This window comes from Glycomyces sp. NPDC021274 (genome assembly GCF_040641195.1).
Taxonomy (GTDB): Bacteria; Actinomycetota; Actinomycetes; order Mycobacteriales; family Micromonosporaceae; genus Glycomyces.
In genome coordinates, this window is the sequence record NZ_JBFADC010000006.1 from 144,111 (window position 1) to 161,093 (window position 16,983).

Consider the following 16,983-nt stretch of genomic DNA (forward strand, 5'->3'; position numbering starts at 1 on the left):
GCGAGGGTGCTCACGCCTGGGCCTAGTCAATTCGCGGCGGCAGGCCGTCACCTTTTCGCCCCGCGATCGTTAGGACCGCCATGACGCGGGGGCATGAATGATCATCGCCGGTCCAGGGCGGGTGCTTCGCGGCGGCGCGGTCCCTGCGCCGCCTCCCCGTCCCCCTGTCCCGCCCGCCAGAGGAGAGCGCCGATTCACCTGTACTGGCCATCCCGAAGTGTCGAAAGATCGGTGCGATCATGCAGGACCCACACCCAAGTCCGATCCAACCGCCGTCCGCCTCCGAGGACACGGTCCGGACGAGGACCTACGCATCGCGACGCGGGGCCGCGCCGACGATGCCCTCGCCGCGGGCGAGCGCCGAGCGCCGCGGCTCGGCCGCGGACGAACCGCGGCACCTGCTGGTCGCCACCGACTTCTCGGCGAGCGCCAAGGCGGCACTGGAACGGGCGCTCCAGCTCACGCAGTGGCATGAGGCGTCCCTGACCCTGCTCCATGTCGCACCGAACGTCCTCGAACCCGCAACCAGGCACATCGCGGAGCGCCACCTCCAGGAACTCGCCGCGTGGTGCGGGACGGTTCCGGTGCAGACGCTTATCGCGACCGGCTCCGCCAGCGCCGAGATCGTCGCGGCCGCGAAACGGCTCCATGCAGACCTCATCGTCCTGGGCGGGCACGGCGAGCACGGATCGGACCGGCAGGAGGCGGCGTACGTCGGTGCTTGCGCCGAGACGGTCGCCGACACCAGCGAAGTGCCCGTGCTGGTGGTGAAGAGCGAGGACCAGCCGCGCTACCGGACCGTGGTCATCGCCATCGAAGAAACGGATCGCGCGTTGTCCACGGCTGCAACCGGGGTCGCGTTCACCCCGGGCGCGCGCCACGTCGCCGCGCACGCTGCCGCCGTGCCCGGCGAGGACCTGCTGCGACTGGCCGGGGTCGACCGTCTGGAGATCGACCGCCTGCGTCGCGCTCGATTGCGCGAGGTCCGCCCGCGTCTCGAGAGCCTGGTCCGCGCGGTCGAGGACGTGCGGCCGGTCCGCCTCGTCGTCGGTTCAGGGCGCGCCGAGGACTTGATCGCCGACCTCACCGCCCGCATCGGCGCCGACCTCGTCATCACCGGCACCAGGCAGTCCATCGGCCGGCGTCAAGCGCTGCTGGGCAGCATCGGGAGGCACACCATCCGCAAAGCTCCCTGCGACGTCCTGATCGCCCATTCGCCTTAAGCCTCGTCGCTGCGCCGGAGTCGAGCGGCGCAGCCGGGAGCGGTTTGCGGTTTCGGCAAGAAATTTTGCCATGGTCTCGTCGTTGGAGTCAGGATGGCGAACCGGGCCCGCTTCCGGCTGTCGGCCAGTGGCCGTTCGCAAGTGCCGTGGGGCGGGCCTGTTCATGGAGGACCCCGTTCTTGAAGGCAGGGACGTATGGACGCGCATTACTGGGACGAGCGGTACCGCAGTCGCGAGCAGCTCTTCAGCGGCGAACCCAACGGCGTGCTCGTCGCCGAGGCCGCCGATCTGTCGCCCGGGCGGGCGCTCGACGTCGGGTGCGGTGAAGGCGCCGACGCGATCTGGCTGGCGCGCCGCGGCTGGCAGGTGACCGCGGTCGACCTGTCGGCAGTGGCGCTCGAACGCGCGGCCGCGGCCGGCGCGGACGTGAGCGACCGCGTGACCTGGACCTGCGGCGACCTCACCGCCACGCCGCCGCCCAAGCACGCATTCGACCTGGTCGCCGCCCACTACTTCCCGCTGCCGAGACAGCACGACCACGCGGCGCTGCGCGGCCTGCTCGACGCCGTCGCGCCGGGCGGCACCCTGCTGTACACCGGCCACGACCTCGCCGACCTCGGGCATCTTCGCGCTGAGGGCGTCGATCCGACCGCCTTCTACCAGCCTGCGGAGATCGCCGGGCTCCTCGAAGGCGACTGGGACGTAGCGGTCGACGAGACCCGGCCCAGGGCGGCGCCCGGCCCGGTCGGCACCCACCACACGCACGACACCGTCCTGCGCGCACGACGTCTCGGCTGACACGGGCACAGGCACGCCGTCGAGCGGGCGGAACGCGCCGCGATGGCGGTTCGATCGGCAGCCGAGGCAGCGGGCTCGGTCGACGTGCTGCGGTAGGGTCGGCGCTGGTGCGCCGGGAAGCCTGGTCGGCGTGGTTGACCCCTGCCCGACGATCGGAGCCCGCTTGCAACCCTCACCGATCCAAGACCGATCACGCGGTCGTTGCCCGGTGGCACCGGCCCGATGCCTGCCAAGGGAGCACAGTGGCGCATGAGCAATGACGACCTCATCGGGTTGGGCTTCGGCCTGCTCGCGATCGCGCTGCTCGTCTTCTGGCCCGTGCTGCCGGGAACGCGGCGCTTCGCAGAGTTCAAGACGTTCCCACCGTTCCGGGCCTGGGCCGTCCGGCCGCATCCCGAAGCGGCCGTGGCGGTCGAGGCCGGGCACCGCATCGACCTGTCGCCGCGCGACAGCGATGCGGCCAACGCCACGGTCGTCGTCCGCACCGCCTGGGGGAACCAGCACTCGCGCGAATGGAGCCCGTCCCTGCGGGTCTCCCGGCCGCTGGTGCCGCTCGTGAGCGTCGACGGCGTCCCGGCCTCGTGGGGCTGGGGCACCACCAAGCTCACGCTGCCGCCGGGCGAGCACCTGATCGCGGTCACCAGCAGCCATTCACGCTGCTACAAGACCGTGAACCTCGAACGCGGCCAACGCATCGACCTCGAATACACGAGCATTCTCGGTGTCACCGCGCACCGCCATTACGAGGCCGGAAACCAGGCCCACGACCTCACGCGCTTCCGCGAACGGCGCCGCGGCCCGGGCAGCACCGGCCGGTACTTCCTCATCGTCATAGGCGGCATGGCGGTCATGGGAGGCGCGACCGCGGCCGCGATCGCGAACCCGGCCGGGTTCGCGGCGGCCTTCGGCGCGGTCGTCATCGGCGCCATCGCCGTCGGACTCGGCGTCGCCGTCGCCGTCGTCGCCCGATCGCTGGCCGAACAGGCGCGATTGCGCCGAACCACCGTGGCGGACCCGCATGCGGAGTGGGATCCGCAAAAACCGCGCTTGCTCGATGCCGATGCGCCTGAACGGATCGCTCCCGCTCCGGGACGGGCCGGGCTCGGTATTCACTTGCGGTTCATGGTCGATGCATATGCACCGGAGGTGCTGGCGGCGCTCGCGGGAGGCGGGAAGCTGAGCGTCATGCAGCGGTGGCGGGCGATCCGCATCGGCGAGCCCGAACTTCCGGCCTGCAGGCCGTGGGTTCCCGCGCCCGAGGTGTTCGTCGACGGCGAGGCGGTGCGGGCGAGCTGGACGCGGATGTGGCTGCAGCTCCAACCCGGCGAGCACGAGCTGGTGGTGCGGGTCGTGCCGCCGCGGCGACTGATCGGCTCGCAGACGGTCGTGGACCTGAACAGGGCCGAGTTCCGGCGGACGATTCGCCTGGCAGCGGGGGAGACCCGCCAGGAGACCCTCACTGCCGAGATCACCGCAGTGCCGCGACACGATCGCGCGGAACTGGCCGAGTTCCGCGCCCGCCTGCACTAGGGCGTCAGGTCAGGTAGTCCTCGAGAAGCGCGGGACGCAGGCCGGCTCGCTCCGCCTCTTCGACGAAGCGTTCGACGTCGGCGCGGAAGGCCTCCCGGAAGTGCATCAGGACGATGTCGCCAGGTTCCAGGCGGTCACCGGCGGCGTACTCGATGTCGCCCTGGTCGATGACGGCGGTCCAGTGCACGACGTGCGTCACGCCGCTTTCCCCCGCCGCGCGCAGCGTGTCGTCGTTGAACTCGCCGTAGGGCGGTCGCAGGAGCGTGGGGCGACGGCCGAACTCCCGCTGGTAGTGGTCCGAGGTCTGGCCGACCTGGCGGCGCTGCTCCTCGAAGGGCAGGGTGCTGAGATCGGGGTGGTCGAGGGTGTGGTTCTCGATGACCGACCCGGTGCGGTCGCGGAGCTCGCGGAAGAAGCCGGCGTCTTGGCGCACGTACTGGTCGGTGAGGAACAGGGTCGCCTGCAGACCGTGCTCCTGGAGCAGGTCGGCCATGTCGGGGTGACGCGTGAGGCCGTCGTCGATGGTGAGGAACACGACGGGATCATCAGTGTCCACTTTATACGTCACTTCGTCGATCGTGGCGGCCGCAGCGCGGTCGGGCACGGCCCGGCCGGGAGCATGCCTCGGGGACGGCTCGGGCGCGGCCTCGCGGCCGGTGGCGGGTGCGGTGCGCTCCGCCGTCGTGGCCGATCCGCATGCTGCGGCCCCGAACAATCCGGTGCCGAGCAGGGCGCTCATCATCAGGAAGCGGCGTCTCGAGGTGCTGTCACGGTTCATGGGGTGGACGCTATGCGCGCTGTTTCTCGGTCGGCCTTATCCGCTGTTGCGGTCCTCCGGCGGAAATCCATCGGTTGTGTAACAGCCGTTTTTTCAGCGGTAGCATGGCGGACGTGCAGGTCAGGAGCTGGATTTCGGGGATCGGTGTCGTGTGCGCGCTCATGGCGGCGGGCGGCTGCGGCATCACCGGGGACGGCGTGCGCGTCGCCGAGGACGGCGGCGCCACCACGGCACCCGCGGCGGACCCGCCCACCGAACCGGCCGCGGGCGAGGCGTTCAGCATCGATCCCGTCGCGGTCCTGCGCGAGGACCCCGGTGTGCGCCAGGACATCAAGGACCTGGTCGCGCGCCCCTGCACCGGCGACGGCTTCGACGGGAGCTTCTTCCCGGTGGAGACGACGTACGCCACGATCGCCGGAACCGACGTCCAGGTCGTCGTCGTCAACGTCCTGGGCTGCGACTCCCCGTACCTCTGCGCCTCCGGCTACGCCAGCTACGTCTACCGGCTGTGGGAGGCGGGGCCCGAGCGGGTCTTCGCCGCCGAGGAGACCTCCAACACCGTCATGGCGGCCGACGGCGAGTTCACCCTGGAGCGGCAGGTCTGGTTGCCCGGCGACACCGCCGACTGCCCGACCGGCCTGGACTCGGCGCCCCTGACCTGGGACGGCGACGAATTCACGGAAGGCGGCTGAACGGTGGAGCGAGCGCATGTGCTCTTCGTCGAGGACGACGACGTGATCCGGGAGGCCACGCAGCTGAGCCTGGAGCGCGACGGGTTCCGCGTCTCCGTCGCCGCGGACGGCAGGGCGGGCCTGGACGCGTTCTTCGCCGCGCCGCCCGACGTGGCGCTGCTCGACGTGATGCTGCCCGGCCTGAACGGGATCAGCCTGTGCCGCCGCATCCGCGAGCACAGCCTCGTCCCGGTGATCATGCTGTCGGCCCGCGACGACCCGGTCGACGTCGTCGTCGGGTTGGAGGCCGGTGCCGACGACTACATCACCAAGCCGTTCGACAGCGCCGTGCTGACGGCCCGCATCCGCACGGCGCTGCGCCGCACGGAGCCGGTCCGGTCACCGGCCGGGAGCGGGCGGACCGGGCCGCTGCGGTTCGGGGCGGTGGAGATCGACCGGGACGGCGTGCGGGTCCTGCGCGGCGGTGAGCCCGTGGCGCTCACCCCGACCGAGATGCGGCTCCTGCTGCGGTTCGCCGCGTCGCCGGGGACGGTGCTCAGCCGCGACATCCTCCTGGAGAGCGTCTGGAACTACCAGTGGGGCGGCGACAGCCGGGTGGTGGACGTGCACGTCCAGCGGTTGCGGAACAAGATCGGCGGCGACTTCATCGAGACCGTGCGCGGGTTCGGCTACAAGCTCACCGGCGAGGTGCAGTGAGCCTGCGCTGGAAGATCACCGCGACGGTCACGCTGGTGAGCGCGCTGGTCGCGGTGGCGCTCAGCCTGATCGTGCACTTCACGTTCGCCTACCGCCTCGCCGACGAAGCCCGCGCGGTCCAGGAAGAGCGGATCGCCCTGGTGCTGCGGGAGTTCGCCCGCACCGGGCAGCCCGCGCTCGGCGGCGTCCTCGACGACCCGGATCTGCCCCGTGACCTGCGGGCCGCGGTCGAAGGCGGCGGGACGGCGACCTTGATCGAGGACACTGAGGACGGTGCCTTCGTGTGGGCTGCGGCGCCGGTCGCGGACGGCCGGATCCTGTCGTTGCGGGACGGCTACGAGGACCACCTGGCCTCGCTCGCCTCGCTGGACCGGGTGCTGGTCACGGGTGCCGCCGCGGTCGTCGCGGGCGGCGCCGGGTCGGGGGTCGTGATCGGCGCGCGCCTCTCGCGACGCCTGCGCCGGGCCGCCGCGGCCGCGGGCCGGGTGGCCGAGGGCGACCGCTCCACCCGGGTGAGCGCCGCCATCGGAGAGAAACCGCGCGACGAGGCCGCCGAACTGGCGCAGGCGGTCGACGCCATGGCCGACGCCCTGCAGGCCCGGCTGGAGGCCGAGCGGCGGGTCACCGCGGACATCGCCCATGAACTGCGCACCCCGATCACCGGGCTGAACACGGCGGCCGAACTCCTGCCGCCCGGCCGCCCGACCGAACTGGTCCGCGACCGCGTCGCCGCGCTGCGCGCCCTGGTCGAGGACGTCCTCGAAGTCGCGCGCCTGGACACCGCCAACGAACGCGCCGACACGACGGACGTGCCCATCGCGGCGTTCACCGCCCGCCGCGTCGCCGCCTACGGATCGGAGGTCCAGGTGCGCGTCATCGCCGACGCGGTGGTCGAAACCGATCCCCGCCGGCTCGAACGGATCCTGGTCAACCTCATCGTCAACGCGGTCAGGCACGGCGCCCCGCCGGTGCTCGTCGAGGTCGACGGGCCCCGCATCAGCGTCCGCGACCACGGCCCCGGCTACCCCGAAGCCGTGCTCCGCGACGGCCCGACCCGGTTCCGCACGGGATCGGAGGGCAACGGCGGCCACGGCCTCGGCCTCACCATCGCGCTCGGCCAGGCCCGCGTGCTCGGCGCCCGCCTCGAACTCGCCAACGCCCCCGACGGCGGCGCACTCGCCACAGTGGACCTCAGCGTCGCTGAAACGGCAGATTGAAGCTCGCAGCCGCTCAGGTGCTGCGGTCGGCGCACATTACAGCGGTTATCCGGGAAGGGCGACGTGCACGATCTCGTAGCCCGGCGCCGTGACTTGGACGGCTTCGGGCCGGTCGGCCACCACCACGAGCCGGCCGCCGCTCACCCAGGTGCGGCACCAGTTGTCCGCCTCGGCGGACACCGCGACCGCATCGCGGTCCTGGATCCGCCGGTCGGTGGTGTACTGCTTGACCTCGGCCATCCACGGAGCCGCGCCTTCGAGCGTCCGCAACTGGACGTCGGGGATGCGGCCCGAGGCGTCCGGTCCGACGTTGAGCAGGAGCCGGCCGCCCCGTGCGACCACGTCCGCGTAGTGCTGCGCCAGCGCGCGCGGGCTGAGGGTGAGCGAGTCGTCCTCGATCCGGTTGTAGCCGAAGGAGAATCCGAGACCGCGATTGTTCTCCCAGCCGATGCCCGCCTCGTGGTCGGTTCCCGCGGAGTACTCGCTCGTGCGGTAGTCCCAGACGTCGGCGCCCCAGCGGTCGTTGACGATGCCGTCGGGGACCGTGCTGCGGTAGTGCGCCATCAGCTCGGCGAGTGAGCCGTCCTCTTTGCCGGCATCGGGCCATTCGATGTCGTTCCACAGCACCGACGGCTCGTAGCGGTCGATCAGGTCGCGCACGTGCGCGGTCGCCGCGGCGGCGTACGCGGCGTCGACGGGCCGGTGCGTGTACAGGTCGCCGACGATCGCGATGGGCGGATGGTCGCTGACCGACCAGTCGAGGCCACCCGAGTAGTAGACGCCGAAGCGCATCCCCTCCGCGCGCACCGCCGCCGCGAGCGGGCCGATCAGGTCGCGTTTCGGGCCGCGGTCGACGGTGTTGAGGCCTTCGCTTCCCGGTGCGTCCCATAGCGTCACGCCGTCATGGTGCTTCGTCACGGGCACGACGTAGTCCGCCCCGAGGCTGCGGAAGAGCCGCGCCCATCCGGCGGGGTCGTAGTGCTCGGCCTGCCACTGGTCGAGGAAGTCCTCGTAGGGTGCCGGCCCGTAGACCTCAGCGTGGTGCCGTGCGGCCGGCGACCCTGCGATGCGGATCGTGTTCGCGTACCACTCCGCGTAGGGGTTGTGCGCGAACCACTGCTCGTCGGGGACCGTGCCGAGCGCGCCGATCGGTTCGGCCCATGCGGGGACCGAATACGCTCCCCAGTGGATGAAGACGCCGAAGCTCGCCTCCCGTGCCCAGTCGGGAAGGCGCTCGCGGTGGGTTCCGGTCATGGTCGGTGTTCCTCTCGGGGCGTCACGCCGGCGACGCCGGCGGTCGATCCGTCGAGCCTAGGAGCCGGCACCGGCGACCGGAAGGGTTCGATTCACCAACGAGTGGTCGGTTTTCACCCGAGCTGCGTGAGGGACCCCCGTCGAAACGACGACGATGTGCGAGCTAACTACGCTTCGGGTGCGGCAGAGGAGAGGAAGCGGTGACATGACCGAGACCGACGCGAGCGAGCCACCCGTGAAGATCCAGGTCCGGGGCGCACGATGAGCGCCGCTACTGCGGGTCTGATCGAGATCGCGGTCATCATGGGCGGCATCGTGCTGTGGCTTGCCGGGGTCCTCACGGTGTTCTATCGCGGCTTCGTCCTGCCCGGCGTGAAACTGGACGACCTCAAGTTCGAGGTGGCCGAGCGGCGAGGCCTCTTGTCCAATCAGGACGGGCACGAGCAGGAGCCCCGAACGGAAGCGGAACTGCGGCGGCGAGCGGTCGCGAACGAGGTCCGCGCGTTCGCCTCAGCTGCAGGCGAGTCCCGCCGCTACGTCGTCTGGCAGGCCTGGCGGAGCGACTCGGACTTCAAAGCCGAGGTGCGCCGGCGCCATCGCGAGCACTATCCGGCTCGGCACGCGTACATCGCGCTGCTGTGCGGGGGTGTCTGGTCGCTCACGTTCGTCCTCGTCGAGCCGCTCCAGCGGGCCCTGGTCCCCGAAGACCTCGACCTCCTGTTCTCCGTGTACGTGCTGGTAGCGCCGCTATGGGTCGCCGTCGTCGTGATGGCCCTGCTCGAGCGGCTGAAAGCCGCGACCCGCAGGCCGCAGCGCAGTCACTACTGAGGCAGGCGGTGCGCAGGCGACCTATCATTGCGGGATGCCGGATCGAACGCCCGATATGAGCACAGGCCTCCGGACGCTCCGGCTGCGGGCGATGCTGACGCAGGAAGAACTGGCTCTCAAAGCCGCCGTAGGGGTCCGCACGATTCGCGACATCGAATCCGGAAAGGTGCGGCCCCAACCGCGGACACTGCGCCTGCTCGTCAGTGCCCTCAACGTCGGTGCCCTGAACGTCGATGCCCTGAACGTGGACGAGCGCGGCCGGGCGGCGCTCGCCGGGCGGTCGAGCGCGCTTGCGGCGGCGCCCCGTGAGCTCCCCAGACCGCTCGCCGGGTTCGCCGGCCGGGAAGCGGAACTCGACGCGATCGTGACCGCGGTCGACGACGGCGCCGCCATCGTCGCCGTGCACGGCATGGCCGGTGTCGGGAAGACCTCGCTGGCAGTCGGAGCAGCCCACGCACTCGCACCCCGGTACCCCGACGGCCAGCTGTTCGTGGACCTCCACGGATTCACGAACTCCATCGGGTCGCGCCCGGACCCTGCGTCCGTGCTGACACGAGTACTGGGCCGCCTCGGCGTCGACGAGCGGTACCTCCCGACCGATCTCGGCGCACTCGCCGCCGCCTACCGCAGCGCCATCGCCGACCGCCGGGTGCTCCTGGTCTTCGACAACGCGACCGACGCCGAACAACTCGAACAGCTCATGCCCGGCACGACGACCAGCCTCGTCCTGACGACGAGCCGACGCGACCTGTCACGACTGACCGGCGCATATCCCGTGCTCCTCGAACCACCGCCGATGCGCGAGGCCGTGGCCATGCTCGGCAACGCCGTCAGCCACATCACCGATGACGAGGCCGTTGCGATCGCCGAGCGCTGCGGCCGACTGCCGTTGGCCCTCGGGCTGGCCTCGGCCCGCCTGCGCAGTCGTCCCCACTGGCAGGCCGAGGACCTGCTGGCCCGACTCGACCACAAGAACCGGCTGCTCGACGAACTCGACATGGGCCACTGGGGCGTGACCGCGGCGCTGCGCGCCTCGTACCTCGAGCTCGACCCGGCCCACCAGCGGCTGCTCCGGCGACTCAGCCTGGTCCCCGGCGACGACGTGGAGGCCCACGCCGCGGCGGCGCTGTGCGAAGCCGACCAGGAACGCGCGGCCGCAATGCTCGAATCCCTGGTGGACGTCCACCTCGCCGAGTCCCGCTCACCGGGGCGGTACCGGCTGCACGACCTGGTGCGGCTCTTCGCGACCAGGCTCGCGGAACTGGAAGAGGCACAGGAGGACCTGGACCGGGCGTTCACCCGGCTCCTCGAGGTCTACCTGCACCGCTCCTACCAGGCCGCGATCCAGGTGCCTTCGCAGCACCAGCGGATGCTGACGAACGAGGCGAGGATGCACGACATCGGACTGCCGGGCTTCACCGACCAGGAGAGCGCCATCGCATGGTTCCAGTCCGAACGCGGCAATCTGGCGGCCGCCGTGTTCGAGGCGGAAAGCGCCGGGCAGCTCGAATCGGCCTGGCACCTCGCCAACGCGTTCAGCGCATTCCGGATGCACGAGCGCGGCATGGACCAGCACCTGGCGGTCAACCGGATGGCCCTGGACATCGCCCGGCGGCTCGGTGACGAGCGGAAAGAGGCGCACAGCCTGGGGGATCGAGGACGGCACCTCCTGTACGCGAGCCGGCATCGTGAAGCGATCGACTGCCTCGAGCAGGTCGCCGCACTCAACCGGAAACTCGGCGACAACGCCGGCGCGGCACTGGCGCTCCGGAGCATCGGGGTCCAGCATGAGCAGTCCGGGAGGTTCACGGAAGCCCTCGACGTGTACCGCGACGCTCTGGCGCTGGCCGAAACCGACGCCGGCACCAGGGCGATCGTCCACATCAATGTGAACACGGCCTTCCCGCTGCTGCGACTCGGGCGGCCTGCCGAGGCCGAGCGCTGCCTCGACGCGGCGGAGGAGCACCTGGAGGCAGAGGACGGCTACAACCGCATCCGTATCGCCTTCAACCGCGGGACCCTCGTCCGCAGGCGCGGCGATCCGGCCACGGCCCTGGCGATGCACACCGCCTGCCTGGAACAGTGCCGCGAGACCGGACTTCTGGGCGGGTTCACCGCGACGCTCATCGAACTCGGTGAGGACCTGCTGCTCCTGGACCGGCCGGCCGAAGCCGTGACCTACTTCGGCCAGGCCGTCGAGCAGGCGGAGGAGATGGCATATCTGGCGTTCGAACGCATCGCCAGGAACGATCTCGGTCGAGCGCTCACCGCAACGGACCGCACCGACGACGCGATCGACCAGCACACGCGGGCAGCGGCGCTTGCCGAGACCCATGAGGACGTCTACGAACTCGCGCGATCCCGGCACGGTCTCGCCGTCGCCCACCACCGCCGGGGGGAGATACCGGCCGCAATACGACATCTGCGGCGCGCGGTCCAAGGCTTCGAGGAATGCGAGGTGCCGGAGGCAGCGGCGGTCGCCGGGGAATTGGAGCGCATGGAACGGCGGGCGACACTCGCCGCGCCAGACCCCCGGACCACACTGCGGTGACAGCGGTCCCGGCAGTGGTCAGTCAGTCTTCGGTCCGCCTTTCCCACCGCGAGCATGAACATCGCGGCGGGTCGGGCGCGGCCGGTGTCAGGGTCGGGCGTTGCTGATCGCGGACTGCTGCGCGATGAACTCCGCCACGTCGGCTGCGAAGGCTTCGGCGTCGCTGGCGGTGAACCCGGCGGTGCCGCCGGTCGACCCCACTGCCGCCGAGACCTGATCGGTATCGGTCGAGGTCATCTCGGCGACGACGTCACAGGTGGCGATGCAGAAGAGCGAGAGCCGGTACCCCTTGCCGCGGAAGGCGTCCCGGAGCACCCGCGCCCGGGACGGAGCGATGTCGTTGAGGCCGGGCCAGACGATGACGCTGGGGGTCGTGGTCAGCACATGAAATCCTATCCGTCGAGTGAAGGAACTCGATATGACATTTCGTGCTCGCATGGACACGTGCGCCATGTCACGCGTTCCAGCAGTTCCACGCCAGTTCCTGATTCCCATTCTAGTCTGCCGCAGCGCTCGCTGACGGGGGTTCGCGCAGTGGCTTTCCCCGCCCGGTGCACTCTTCGTCCCCACCAGGCGTGATCTGACGAGAATTCGAACGATAATCCCTTGGCGCGCAAGGACAACCGCGCCGCCCGGGCGCCTGAGCGCGGCGCGGGACGCAGTAGGAGAAGTGGACGCTCACGCTGACGCAATCCCAGTCGAGGACCACCTGCTGCGGTAGGGTCGGGGCTGGTGTGCCGGGAAGTCTGGTCGGCGTGGTTCTTCGCCGTCTCAGATCGGAGCCCGTTTTGCGCACGCTCTACAGATCCAAGTCCGACCGCGAGGTCGTCGCCCGGTGGTGCCGTTCCCGGCTCGATGCCTGGGAGGTGCCGCACCAGTGCGAGACGGTCGATGTCGGTGACGCCCGGGTGCACCTGACCTTCGCCGGTTCCGGACCGTTCCGCGTCCTGTTCGTGCCGGGCACCAATTTCAACGCCGCCAGCAGCCTCACGCTCGCCGACTCGCTCGCGCGCCGTTGGGGTGTCATCCTCGTCGACCTGCCCGGGCAGCCCGGCCTCGGCAGCGGCGAGCGCCCTCGAGCCGCCCATCGGGAGTGGTATGCCGTCAAACTCGCCGAGGCGCTCGCGGCGGTCGACGCCGAACCGGTGGTGGCGCTGGGACATTCGCTCGGCGGTGCGGTGCTGCTGGCGTGCGACTCCGACCGGATCGCCGGGCGGGTCCTGCTCGCCCCGGCCGGGATCGTCCCGCTGCACGTCGACGTCCGCATGATGACGAGCTCGCTGCAATGGCTGCTCGCGCCGACACTCGAGCGGACCGAGTCGATGCTGGACGGATTCACCGCACCCGGCACCGCGCCGCCGGCGGCCATCGCGCGATGGCTCTACCTGGTCGCGTCCCACTGCCGGTCCACGCTCGCACCCCCGCCGCTGCCCGAGGAGACCCTGCGGCGGCGCCTCGGCTCACCGCTGATCGTCGCGGCCGGCGCCCACGACCGATTTCTCCCTCCCGGACGCCTCGGGCCGATGGTCAGGGAGAAGCTCGGGACCGATCTGGAGGTCATCGACGGCGCCGGCCACCTTGCCGGAGACGAACAGCCCGAAGCGGTTGCCGATCTCATCGGTCTGCTGATGGACCGCATCGACGCGCCGGCCGGTCATGCCACCTAGCCGAGCCGGAACCGCCGGGCCAGTTCCTCGGCCATGCTTTCCGGTGGGATCGTGCCGTCGATGTCGATGATCGGCAATGGCGCCGACCGGCCGCCTCAGTAGAGGGCGCCTAGTCGAAGAGGTCGTGCTCGGCGGCGACGGCCAGCGCCTCGACCAGTTGGACTGGGCGCTCGAGCATCGACTCGAGGATCGCCGCGACCTCGCCGAGGGCTTCACGGTCGGTGCCGTACGCGCAGAACATGCCGGCCTCGGAGTCGAACGAGAACCGCTCCAGGAGTGCACTGCGTTCGAGCAGTGCGGCGTGCACTGCCGACTGCCAGTCGTAGCCGGAGCCTTCGAGGTCGTGCGCGGCGAAGACTTCCTGCAGGTGGGAGTCGGCGGGTCCGCCGGGACTGTAGATCACCGAGTCGCTGGTCTCGCCTTCGACGAACGTGACGTTGGGGAAGCGCGTGAATTCAGGTGGTTCTGACATGCCCGTGAGGGTACTGGGAATGACCGACAGTGCTTTCTGGAGGCGTTGTCGCGACGGCGAATCCGGCCGTGAGGCGCGGTCCCTGGAGCGGGGCGGCGAGCGCGGGAATTTCCTTCATATAAGGTATGCCTAAGCTAACTTGGCTGGAAGGAATCCCCCATGCGTCGCCCCTTGTTCGCCGCGACTGCCGTTGCGGCACTGCTGCTCTCCGGCTGTTCGGCTTCCGATTCCGATGCCGACGGCGGCGACGTCGCCTGGTCGTACACCTCCGGCGACGGCGAGACCTATACCGCCACCGAGGTCCCGACCCGCATCATCGCCGAAGCCTCCTCCGCGAAAGCGCTGATGGAGTTCGGGATCGAGCCCGTGGGCATCTGGGCCAGCAACCCCGTCGACGAAGACGTCGCACTCCGCGGCGTCGACTTCTCCGGGATCGAGATCCTCGGCGAGGAGTGGGGCAAGATCGACGTCGCCGCAGCGGCCGAACTGCAGCCCGACTTGATCGTCGGCGACTGGTGGCCTGTCGAGGAGGCGTACAGCGGCCTCGAGGGCGGGGTCGAGGAGGAGAGCAAGAAGCTCGCCGAACTCGCCCCTGTTGTCGGCCCCGCTCAGAGCGACTCCGTCGTGGACCTGATCGAGGGGTACGCCGAACTCGCCGAGACCCTCGGCGCCGACCCCGACCAGATCGCCGAGTCGCGCACCGCATTCGAAGCGGCCGTGACGGACTTCGAGGCGGCCGCGGCCGAGAAGCCGGGCCTGACCGCGCTCGCGGTCAGCCCCTACGACACCAACTACGCGATCGCCGTGCCCGAGCACGCCCCCGAACTGCTCGACTTCCAGCGATGGGGACTGAACGTCATCAACCCCGACACCCCCGACCCGGACTTCCCGTACTGGGAGACGCTCAGTATGGAGAACGCCGACAAGTACCAGCCCGACCTGCTCCTGTTCGACGACCGCTGGCACCCCGGCAACGAGGAGACCCTTGCGGCGGCGCCCATCTCGTCGAGCATCACCGCCTTCGCCGCCGGCCAGACCACGACCTGGCCCGGATACTGGCTCCACACCTACAGCGACTATGCCGCCGAGCTCACCCGCCTCGCCGAGGTGATCCGCAGCGTCGACGAGAACCTCGTCCAAGAGTGACCGCGACTGCGACGGTCCCGCCCGCATCGATGGCGCGGTCATCGGTGCGGGCGGCCGTCCTGCTCGCCGCGACCGGCGCGCTCGTCCTGCTGGCCCTCCTGAGCCTGACCCTCGGCTCGCGCGACATCGCGCCCTTTGAAGTCCTGCAGGTGTTCACCGACCCGACGCCGAGTGCGGACGCCACCGTCATCCGCGAGATGCGCCTGCCGCGGACGCTGATCGCGATCGTGGTCGGCGCGGCCCTCGCGGTCAGCGGCGCGATCCTCCAGAGCCTGGCCCGCAACCCGCTCGCCGACGCCGGCGTCCTCGGCATCAACTCCGGTGCGGCCGTCGCCGTAGTGGTCTCGGCGTTCGTCTTCGGGTCCATGCCGGTGAGCGGATCGGTCTGGTTCGCGTTCATCGGCGCGGGTGCGACCACCGTCGCCGTGTACGCCATCGCCGCGGTCGGCCGTGAAGGCGCGACCCCGGTCAAGCTCGCGCTGGCCGGCGTCTGCATCACCGCACTGTGCGGCTCGATCACGTCGGCGCTCGTCCTCGCCGACCCGGACGCGCTCGAAGAGCTGCGGATGTGGCAGGTCGGCGCGCTCGGGGGCCGGTACTTCCCGGTGCTGACGCAGGTCGCCCCGTTCCTCGCCGTCGGCCTCGTGGCCGCCCTCTGCACCGGACGGGTCCTGAACCTGCTCTCCCTCGGCGAAGACCTCGCCCGCGGGCTCGGCCTGCGCACCGGCGCGGCCCGGGCGGGCCTGTTCGCCCTGGTCGCGGTCCTGAGCGGCGCGGCGACCGCCGCCTGCGGCCCGATCGCGTTCGTGGGCCTGATGGTCCCGCACGCCGCGCGGCTGATCACCGGGCCGGACTACCGATGGATCCTCGCGTACTCGGCGGTGCTCGGTCCGGCGCTCCTGCTGGGCGCGGACATCATCGGCCGCCTCGTCCTCCCCGGCGGCGAGATCCCGGTCGGCGTCGTCATCGGCGTGCTCGGCGCTCCCGCCTTCGTCCTGCTCGTCCGCTACCGCAACCTGGTGGAGCTCTGACATGAACGCCGTCCTCACCGTGAGCGGCCAGCGCGTGTTCGCCCACCGCCGCATCCGACTGGTCGCGGCCGGGCTCGCCCTCGCCGCGGCCGGCCTCTTCTGGCTCGCCATCGCCATCGGCGGCGAACTGCTCCCGCCCGGCGAAGTCCTCACAGGACTCACCGGCACCGGGGAGCCGTCGACGGTGTTCATCGTCCGCGAACTGCGCCTGCCGCGGGCCGCCGCGGCACTCCTCATCGGACTCGCCCTGGGCGGTGCCGGCACGCTCTTCCAACGGGTGCTGGGCAACCCGCTCGCGTCACCGGACTTCCTCGGCGTCGCCGCGGGCGCGGGCACCGCCACGGTCGCCGCCATCGTCTTCGGCGCCTCGAGTGCCCTGCTGCTGCCGACCGCCGCCCTCGCCGGCGGCGCGCTGACCGCCGCGCTCATCTACCTGTTCGCGTGGCGGCGCGGCGTGTCCGCCTACCGCTTCATCCTCGTCGGGGTCGGCGTCGCCGCCTTCGCGCAGTCGATCACCTCCTACCTGGTCGCACGGGCGGAGTTCCGCGACGCGCGCGAGGCGCTCACCTGGCTCGTCGGCTCGGTCGGCATGGCCTCGCCGGAAGCGCTCACCCTGCTCGCGATCACCGTGGTGCTGTTCGTCCCCGCCGGCGTCTACGCCTCGCGGGTGCTGCGGGCGCTCGAACTGGGCGACGCGACCGCCCAGGTGCTCGGTTCCCGCACACAACGCGATCGCGTTGCGGTGCTGGGCATCGGCGTGGTCCTCGTCGCCGTCGCCACCGCGGCCGCGGGGCCGATCGCCTTCATCGCCATGCTCGCGGGCCCCCTGGCCCGCCTCCTGCTGCGCCGGGCCGGCCAGAGCATCGCGGCCGCCGCGCTCATGGGGGCGGTGCTCCTCCAGGCCGCGGACCTCCTCGCCCAGCACGCCCTGCCCTGGCCGATCTCCACCGGCGTGGTCACCGGCGTCTTCGGTGCGCCGTACATCGCCTGGACCCTCATCAGCGCCGCCCGCCGCGCCGACCTGCGCTGACGTTCGCGTCGGGCATATGCGCGGACCGTTCGACCACATCGGATCGACTGAGCATCCCCCGATCCTTCTT

General features: G+C 70.9%; 16 protein-coding genes. 12 read left to right on the forward strand and 4 right to left on the reverse strand.

Annotated elements, in window-relative coordinates; genetic code table 11:
* The first annotated feature begins 338 nt into the window (after positions 1-338).
* The 3 genes from AB0I03_RS15610 (at position 339) to AB0I03_RS15620 (ending at position 3,551) form a co-directional block, all read left to right on the forward strand.
* Positions 339-1,223: a universal stress protein gene (locus AB0I03_RS15610; RefSeq protein WP_360412584.1), complete on the forward strand. Its 885-nt coding sequence runs from the start codon at positions 339-341 to the stop codon at positions 1,221-1,223.
* 195 nt (positions 1,224-1,418) lie between these two features.
* Positions 1,419-2,021, forward strand: a complete 603-nt coding sequence (locus AB0I03_RS15615) for a methyltransferase domain-containing protein (RefSeq protein ID WP_360412587.1) — start codon at positions 1,419-1,421, stop codon at positions 2,019-2,021.
* A 249-nt stretch (positions 2,022-2,270) separates the two neighbouring features.
* Complete coding sequence (locus AB0I03_RS15620) at positions 2,271-3,551, forward strand: hypothetical protein (RefSeq protein WP_360412590.1); 1,281 nt, start codon at positions 2,271-2,273, stop codon at positions 3,549-3,551.
* A gap of 4 nt (positions 3,552-3,555) precedes the next feature.
* Here the strand turns inward: AB0I03_RS15620 and AB0I03_RS15625 are convergent, their stop codons facing one another.
* Positions 3,556-4,329 (reverse strand): polysaccharide deacetylase family protein, encoded by a 774-nt coding sequence (locus tag AB0I03_RS15625; RefSeq protein ID WP_360412593.1) that lies wholly within the window; start codon positions 4,327-4,329, stop codon positions 3,556-3,558.
* 113 nt (positions 4,330-4,442) lie between these two features.
* Here AB0I03_RS15625 and AB0I03_RS15630 point away from each other — a divergent pair, with 113 nt between their 5' ends.
* The 3 genes from AB0I03_RS15630 to AB0I03_RS15640 are packed head-to-tail and all read left to right on the forward strand — an operon-like array spanning position 4,443 to position 6,934.
* The gene (locus AB0I03_RS15630; protein ID WP_360412596.1) at positions 4,443-5,021 is read left to right on the forward strand and encodes a hypothetical protein; all 579 of its coding nucleotides are present in this window, start codon (positions 4,443-4,445) and stop codon (positions 5,019-5,021) included.
* A gap of 3 nt (positions 5,022-5,024) precedes the next feature.
* On the forward strand, positions 5,025-5,717 hold the full coding sequence (gene cseB / locus AB0I03_RS15635; RefSeq protein WP_360412599.1) for a two-component system response regulator CseB: 693 nt from the start codon (positions 5,025-5,027) through the stop codon (positions 5,715-5,717).
* Complete coding sequence (locus tag AB0I03_RS15640; RefSeq protein WP_360412602.1) at positions 5,714-6,934, forward strand: HAMP domain-containing sensor histidine kinase; 1,221 nt, start codon at positions 5,714-5,716, stop codon at positions 6,932-6,934. Before cseB ends, AB0I03_RS15640 begins: the two co-directional genes overlap by 4 nt.
* Positions 6,935-6,979: 45 nt before the next feature.
* On the opposite strand, the gene AB0I03_RS15645 is transcribed toward AB0I03_RS15640, so the two are convergent.
* Positions 6,980-8,188 carry an alpha-L-fucosidase gene (locus tag AB0I03_RS15645; RefSeq protein WP_360412605.1) on the reverse strand — a complete coding sequence of 403 codons (1,209 nt, stop codon included), beginning with the start codon at positions 8,186-8,188 and terminating at the stop codon, positions 6,980-6,982.
* A 261-nt stretch (positions 8,189-8,449) separates the two neighbouring features.
* Between AB0I03_RS15645 and AB0I03_RS15650 the strand changes: the two genes are divergently transcribed.
* Together AB0I03_RS15650 and AB0I03_RS15655 are read left to right on the forward strand one after the other, a co-directional pair.
* Complete coding sequence (locus AB0I03_RS15650) at positions 8,450-9,016, forward strand: hypothetical protein (protein WP_360412608.1); 567 nt, start codon at positions 8,450-8,452, stop codon at positions 9,014-9,016.
* A 55-nt stretch (positions 9,017-9,071) separates the two neighbouring features.
* Positions 9,072-11,567 (forward strand): tetratricopeptide repeat protein, encoded by a 2,496-nt coding sequence (locus AB0I03_RS15655; protein ID WP_360412611.1) that lies wholly within the window; start codon positions 9,072-9,074, stop codon positions 11,565-11,567.
* Positions 11,568-11,654: 87 nt separating this feature from the next.
* Here the strand turns inward: AB0I03_RS15655 and AB0I03_RS15660 are convergent, their stop codons facing one another.
* Positions 11,655-11,951, reverse strand: a complete 297-nt coding sequence (locus AB0I03_RS15660) for a hypothetical protein (protein ID WP_360412614.1) — start codon at positions 11,949-11,951, stop codon at positions 11,655-11,657.
* 350 nt (positions 11,952-12,301) lie between these two features.
* On the opposite strand from AB0I03_RS15660, the gene AB0I03_RS15665 reads away from it, so the two are divergent.
* Positions 12,302-13,234, forward strand: coding sequence for an alpha/beta hydrolase (locus tag AB0I03_RS15665; protein WP_360412617.1), 933 nt, complete (start codon positions 12,302-12,304; stop codon positions 13,232-13,234).
* Positions 13,235-13,343: 109 nt separating this feature from the next.
* Here AB0I03_RS15665 and AB0I03_RS15670 read toward each other — a convergent pair whose 3' ends face one another.
* Positions 13,344-13,706, reverse strand: a complete 363-nt coding sequence (locus AB0I03_RS15670; protein ID WP_360412620.1) for an Imm51 family immunity protein — start codon at positions 13,704-13,706, stop codon at positions 13,344-13,346.
* Between the two features lie 159 nt (positions 13,707-13,865).
* On the opposite strand from AB0I03_RS15670, the gene AB0I03_RS15675 reads away from it, so the two are divergent.
* From AB0I03_RS15675 to AB0I03_RS15685, 3 genes are read left to right on the forward strand one after another with little or no spacing between them, the layout of a single operon-like run.
* Entirely contained in the window at positions 13,866-14,852 is a 987-nt protein-coding gene (locus AB0I03_RS15675) for an ABC transporter substrate-binding protein (protein ID WP_360412623.1), read from the forward strand.
* A 29-nt stretch (positions 14,853-14,881) separates the two neighbouring features.
* The gene (locus tag AB0I03_RS15680) at positions 14,882-15,883 is read left to right on the forward strand and encodes an iron ABC transporter permease (RefSeq protein ID WP_360412626.1); all 1,002 of its coding nucleotides are present in this window, start codon (positions 14,882-14,884) and stop codon (positions 15,881-15,883) included.
* A 1-nt stretch (position 15,884) separates the two neighbouring features.
* Positions 15,885-16,913 carry an iron chelate uptake ABC transporter family permease subunit gene (locus AB0I03_RS15685; protein WP_360412629.1) on the forward strand — a complete coding sequence of 343 codons (1,029 nt, stop codon included), beginning with the start codon at positions 15,885-15,887 and terminating at the stop codon, positions 16,911-16,913.
* Positions 16,914-16,983 lie beyond the last annotated feature (70 nt).

What these genes read in the sequence shown, in the direction of transcription:
- AB0I03_RS15610 (WP_360412584.1), top strand. Translation starts at nt 339, where the DNA reads ATGCCCTCGCCGCGGGCGAGCGCCGAGCGCCGCGGCTCGGCCGCGGAC.
- AB0I03_RS15615 (WP_360412587.1), top strand. Translation starts at nt 1,419, where the DNA reads ATGGACGCGCATTACTGGGACGAGCGGTACCGCAGTCGCGAGCAGCTC.
- AB0I03_RS15620 (WP_360412590.1), top strand. Translation starts at nt 2,271, where the DNA reads ATGAGCAATGACGACCTCATCGGGTTGGGCTTCGGCCTGCTCGCGATC.
- AB0I03_RS15625 (WP_360412593.1), bottom strand. Translation starts at nt 4,329, where the DNA reads ATGAACCGTGACAGCACCTCGAGACGCCGCTTCCTGATGATGAGCGCC.
- AB0I03_RS15645 (WP_360412605.1), bottom strand. Translation starts at nt 8,188, where the DNA reads ATGACCGGAACCCACCGCGAGCGCCTTCCCGACTGGGCACGGGAGGCG.
- AB0I03_RS15650 (WP_360412608.1), top strand. Translation starts at nt 8,450, where the DNA reads ATGAGCGCCGCTACTGCGGGTCTGATCGAGATCGCGGTCATCATGGGC.
- AB0I03_RS15655 (WP_360412611.1), top strand. Translation starts at nt 9,072, where the DNA reads ATGAGCACAGGCCTCCGGACGCTCCGGCTGCGGGCGATGCTGACGCAG.
- AB0I03_RS15670 (WP_360412620.1), bottom strand. Translation starts at nt 13,706, where the DNA reads ATGTCAGAACCACCTGAATTCACGCGCTTCCCCAACGTCACGTTCGTC.
- AB0I03_RS15675 (WP_360412623.1), top strand. Translation starts at nt 13,866, where the DNA reads ATGCGTCGCCCCTTGTTCGCCGCGACTGCCGTTGCGGCACTGCTGCTC.
- AB0I03_RS15680 (WP_360412626.1), top strand. Translation starts at nt 14,882, where the DNA reads ATGGCGCGGTCATCGGTGCGGGCGGCCGTCCTGCTCGCCGCGACCGGC.
- AB0I03_RS15685 (WP_360412629.1), top strand. Translation starts at nt 15,885, where the DNA reads ATGAACGCCGTCCTCACCGTGAGCGGCCAGCGCGTGTTCGCCCACCGC.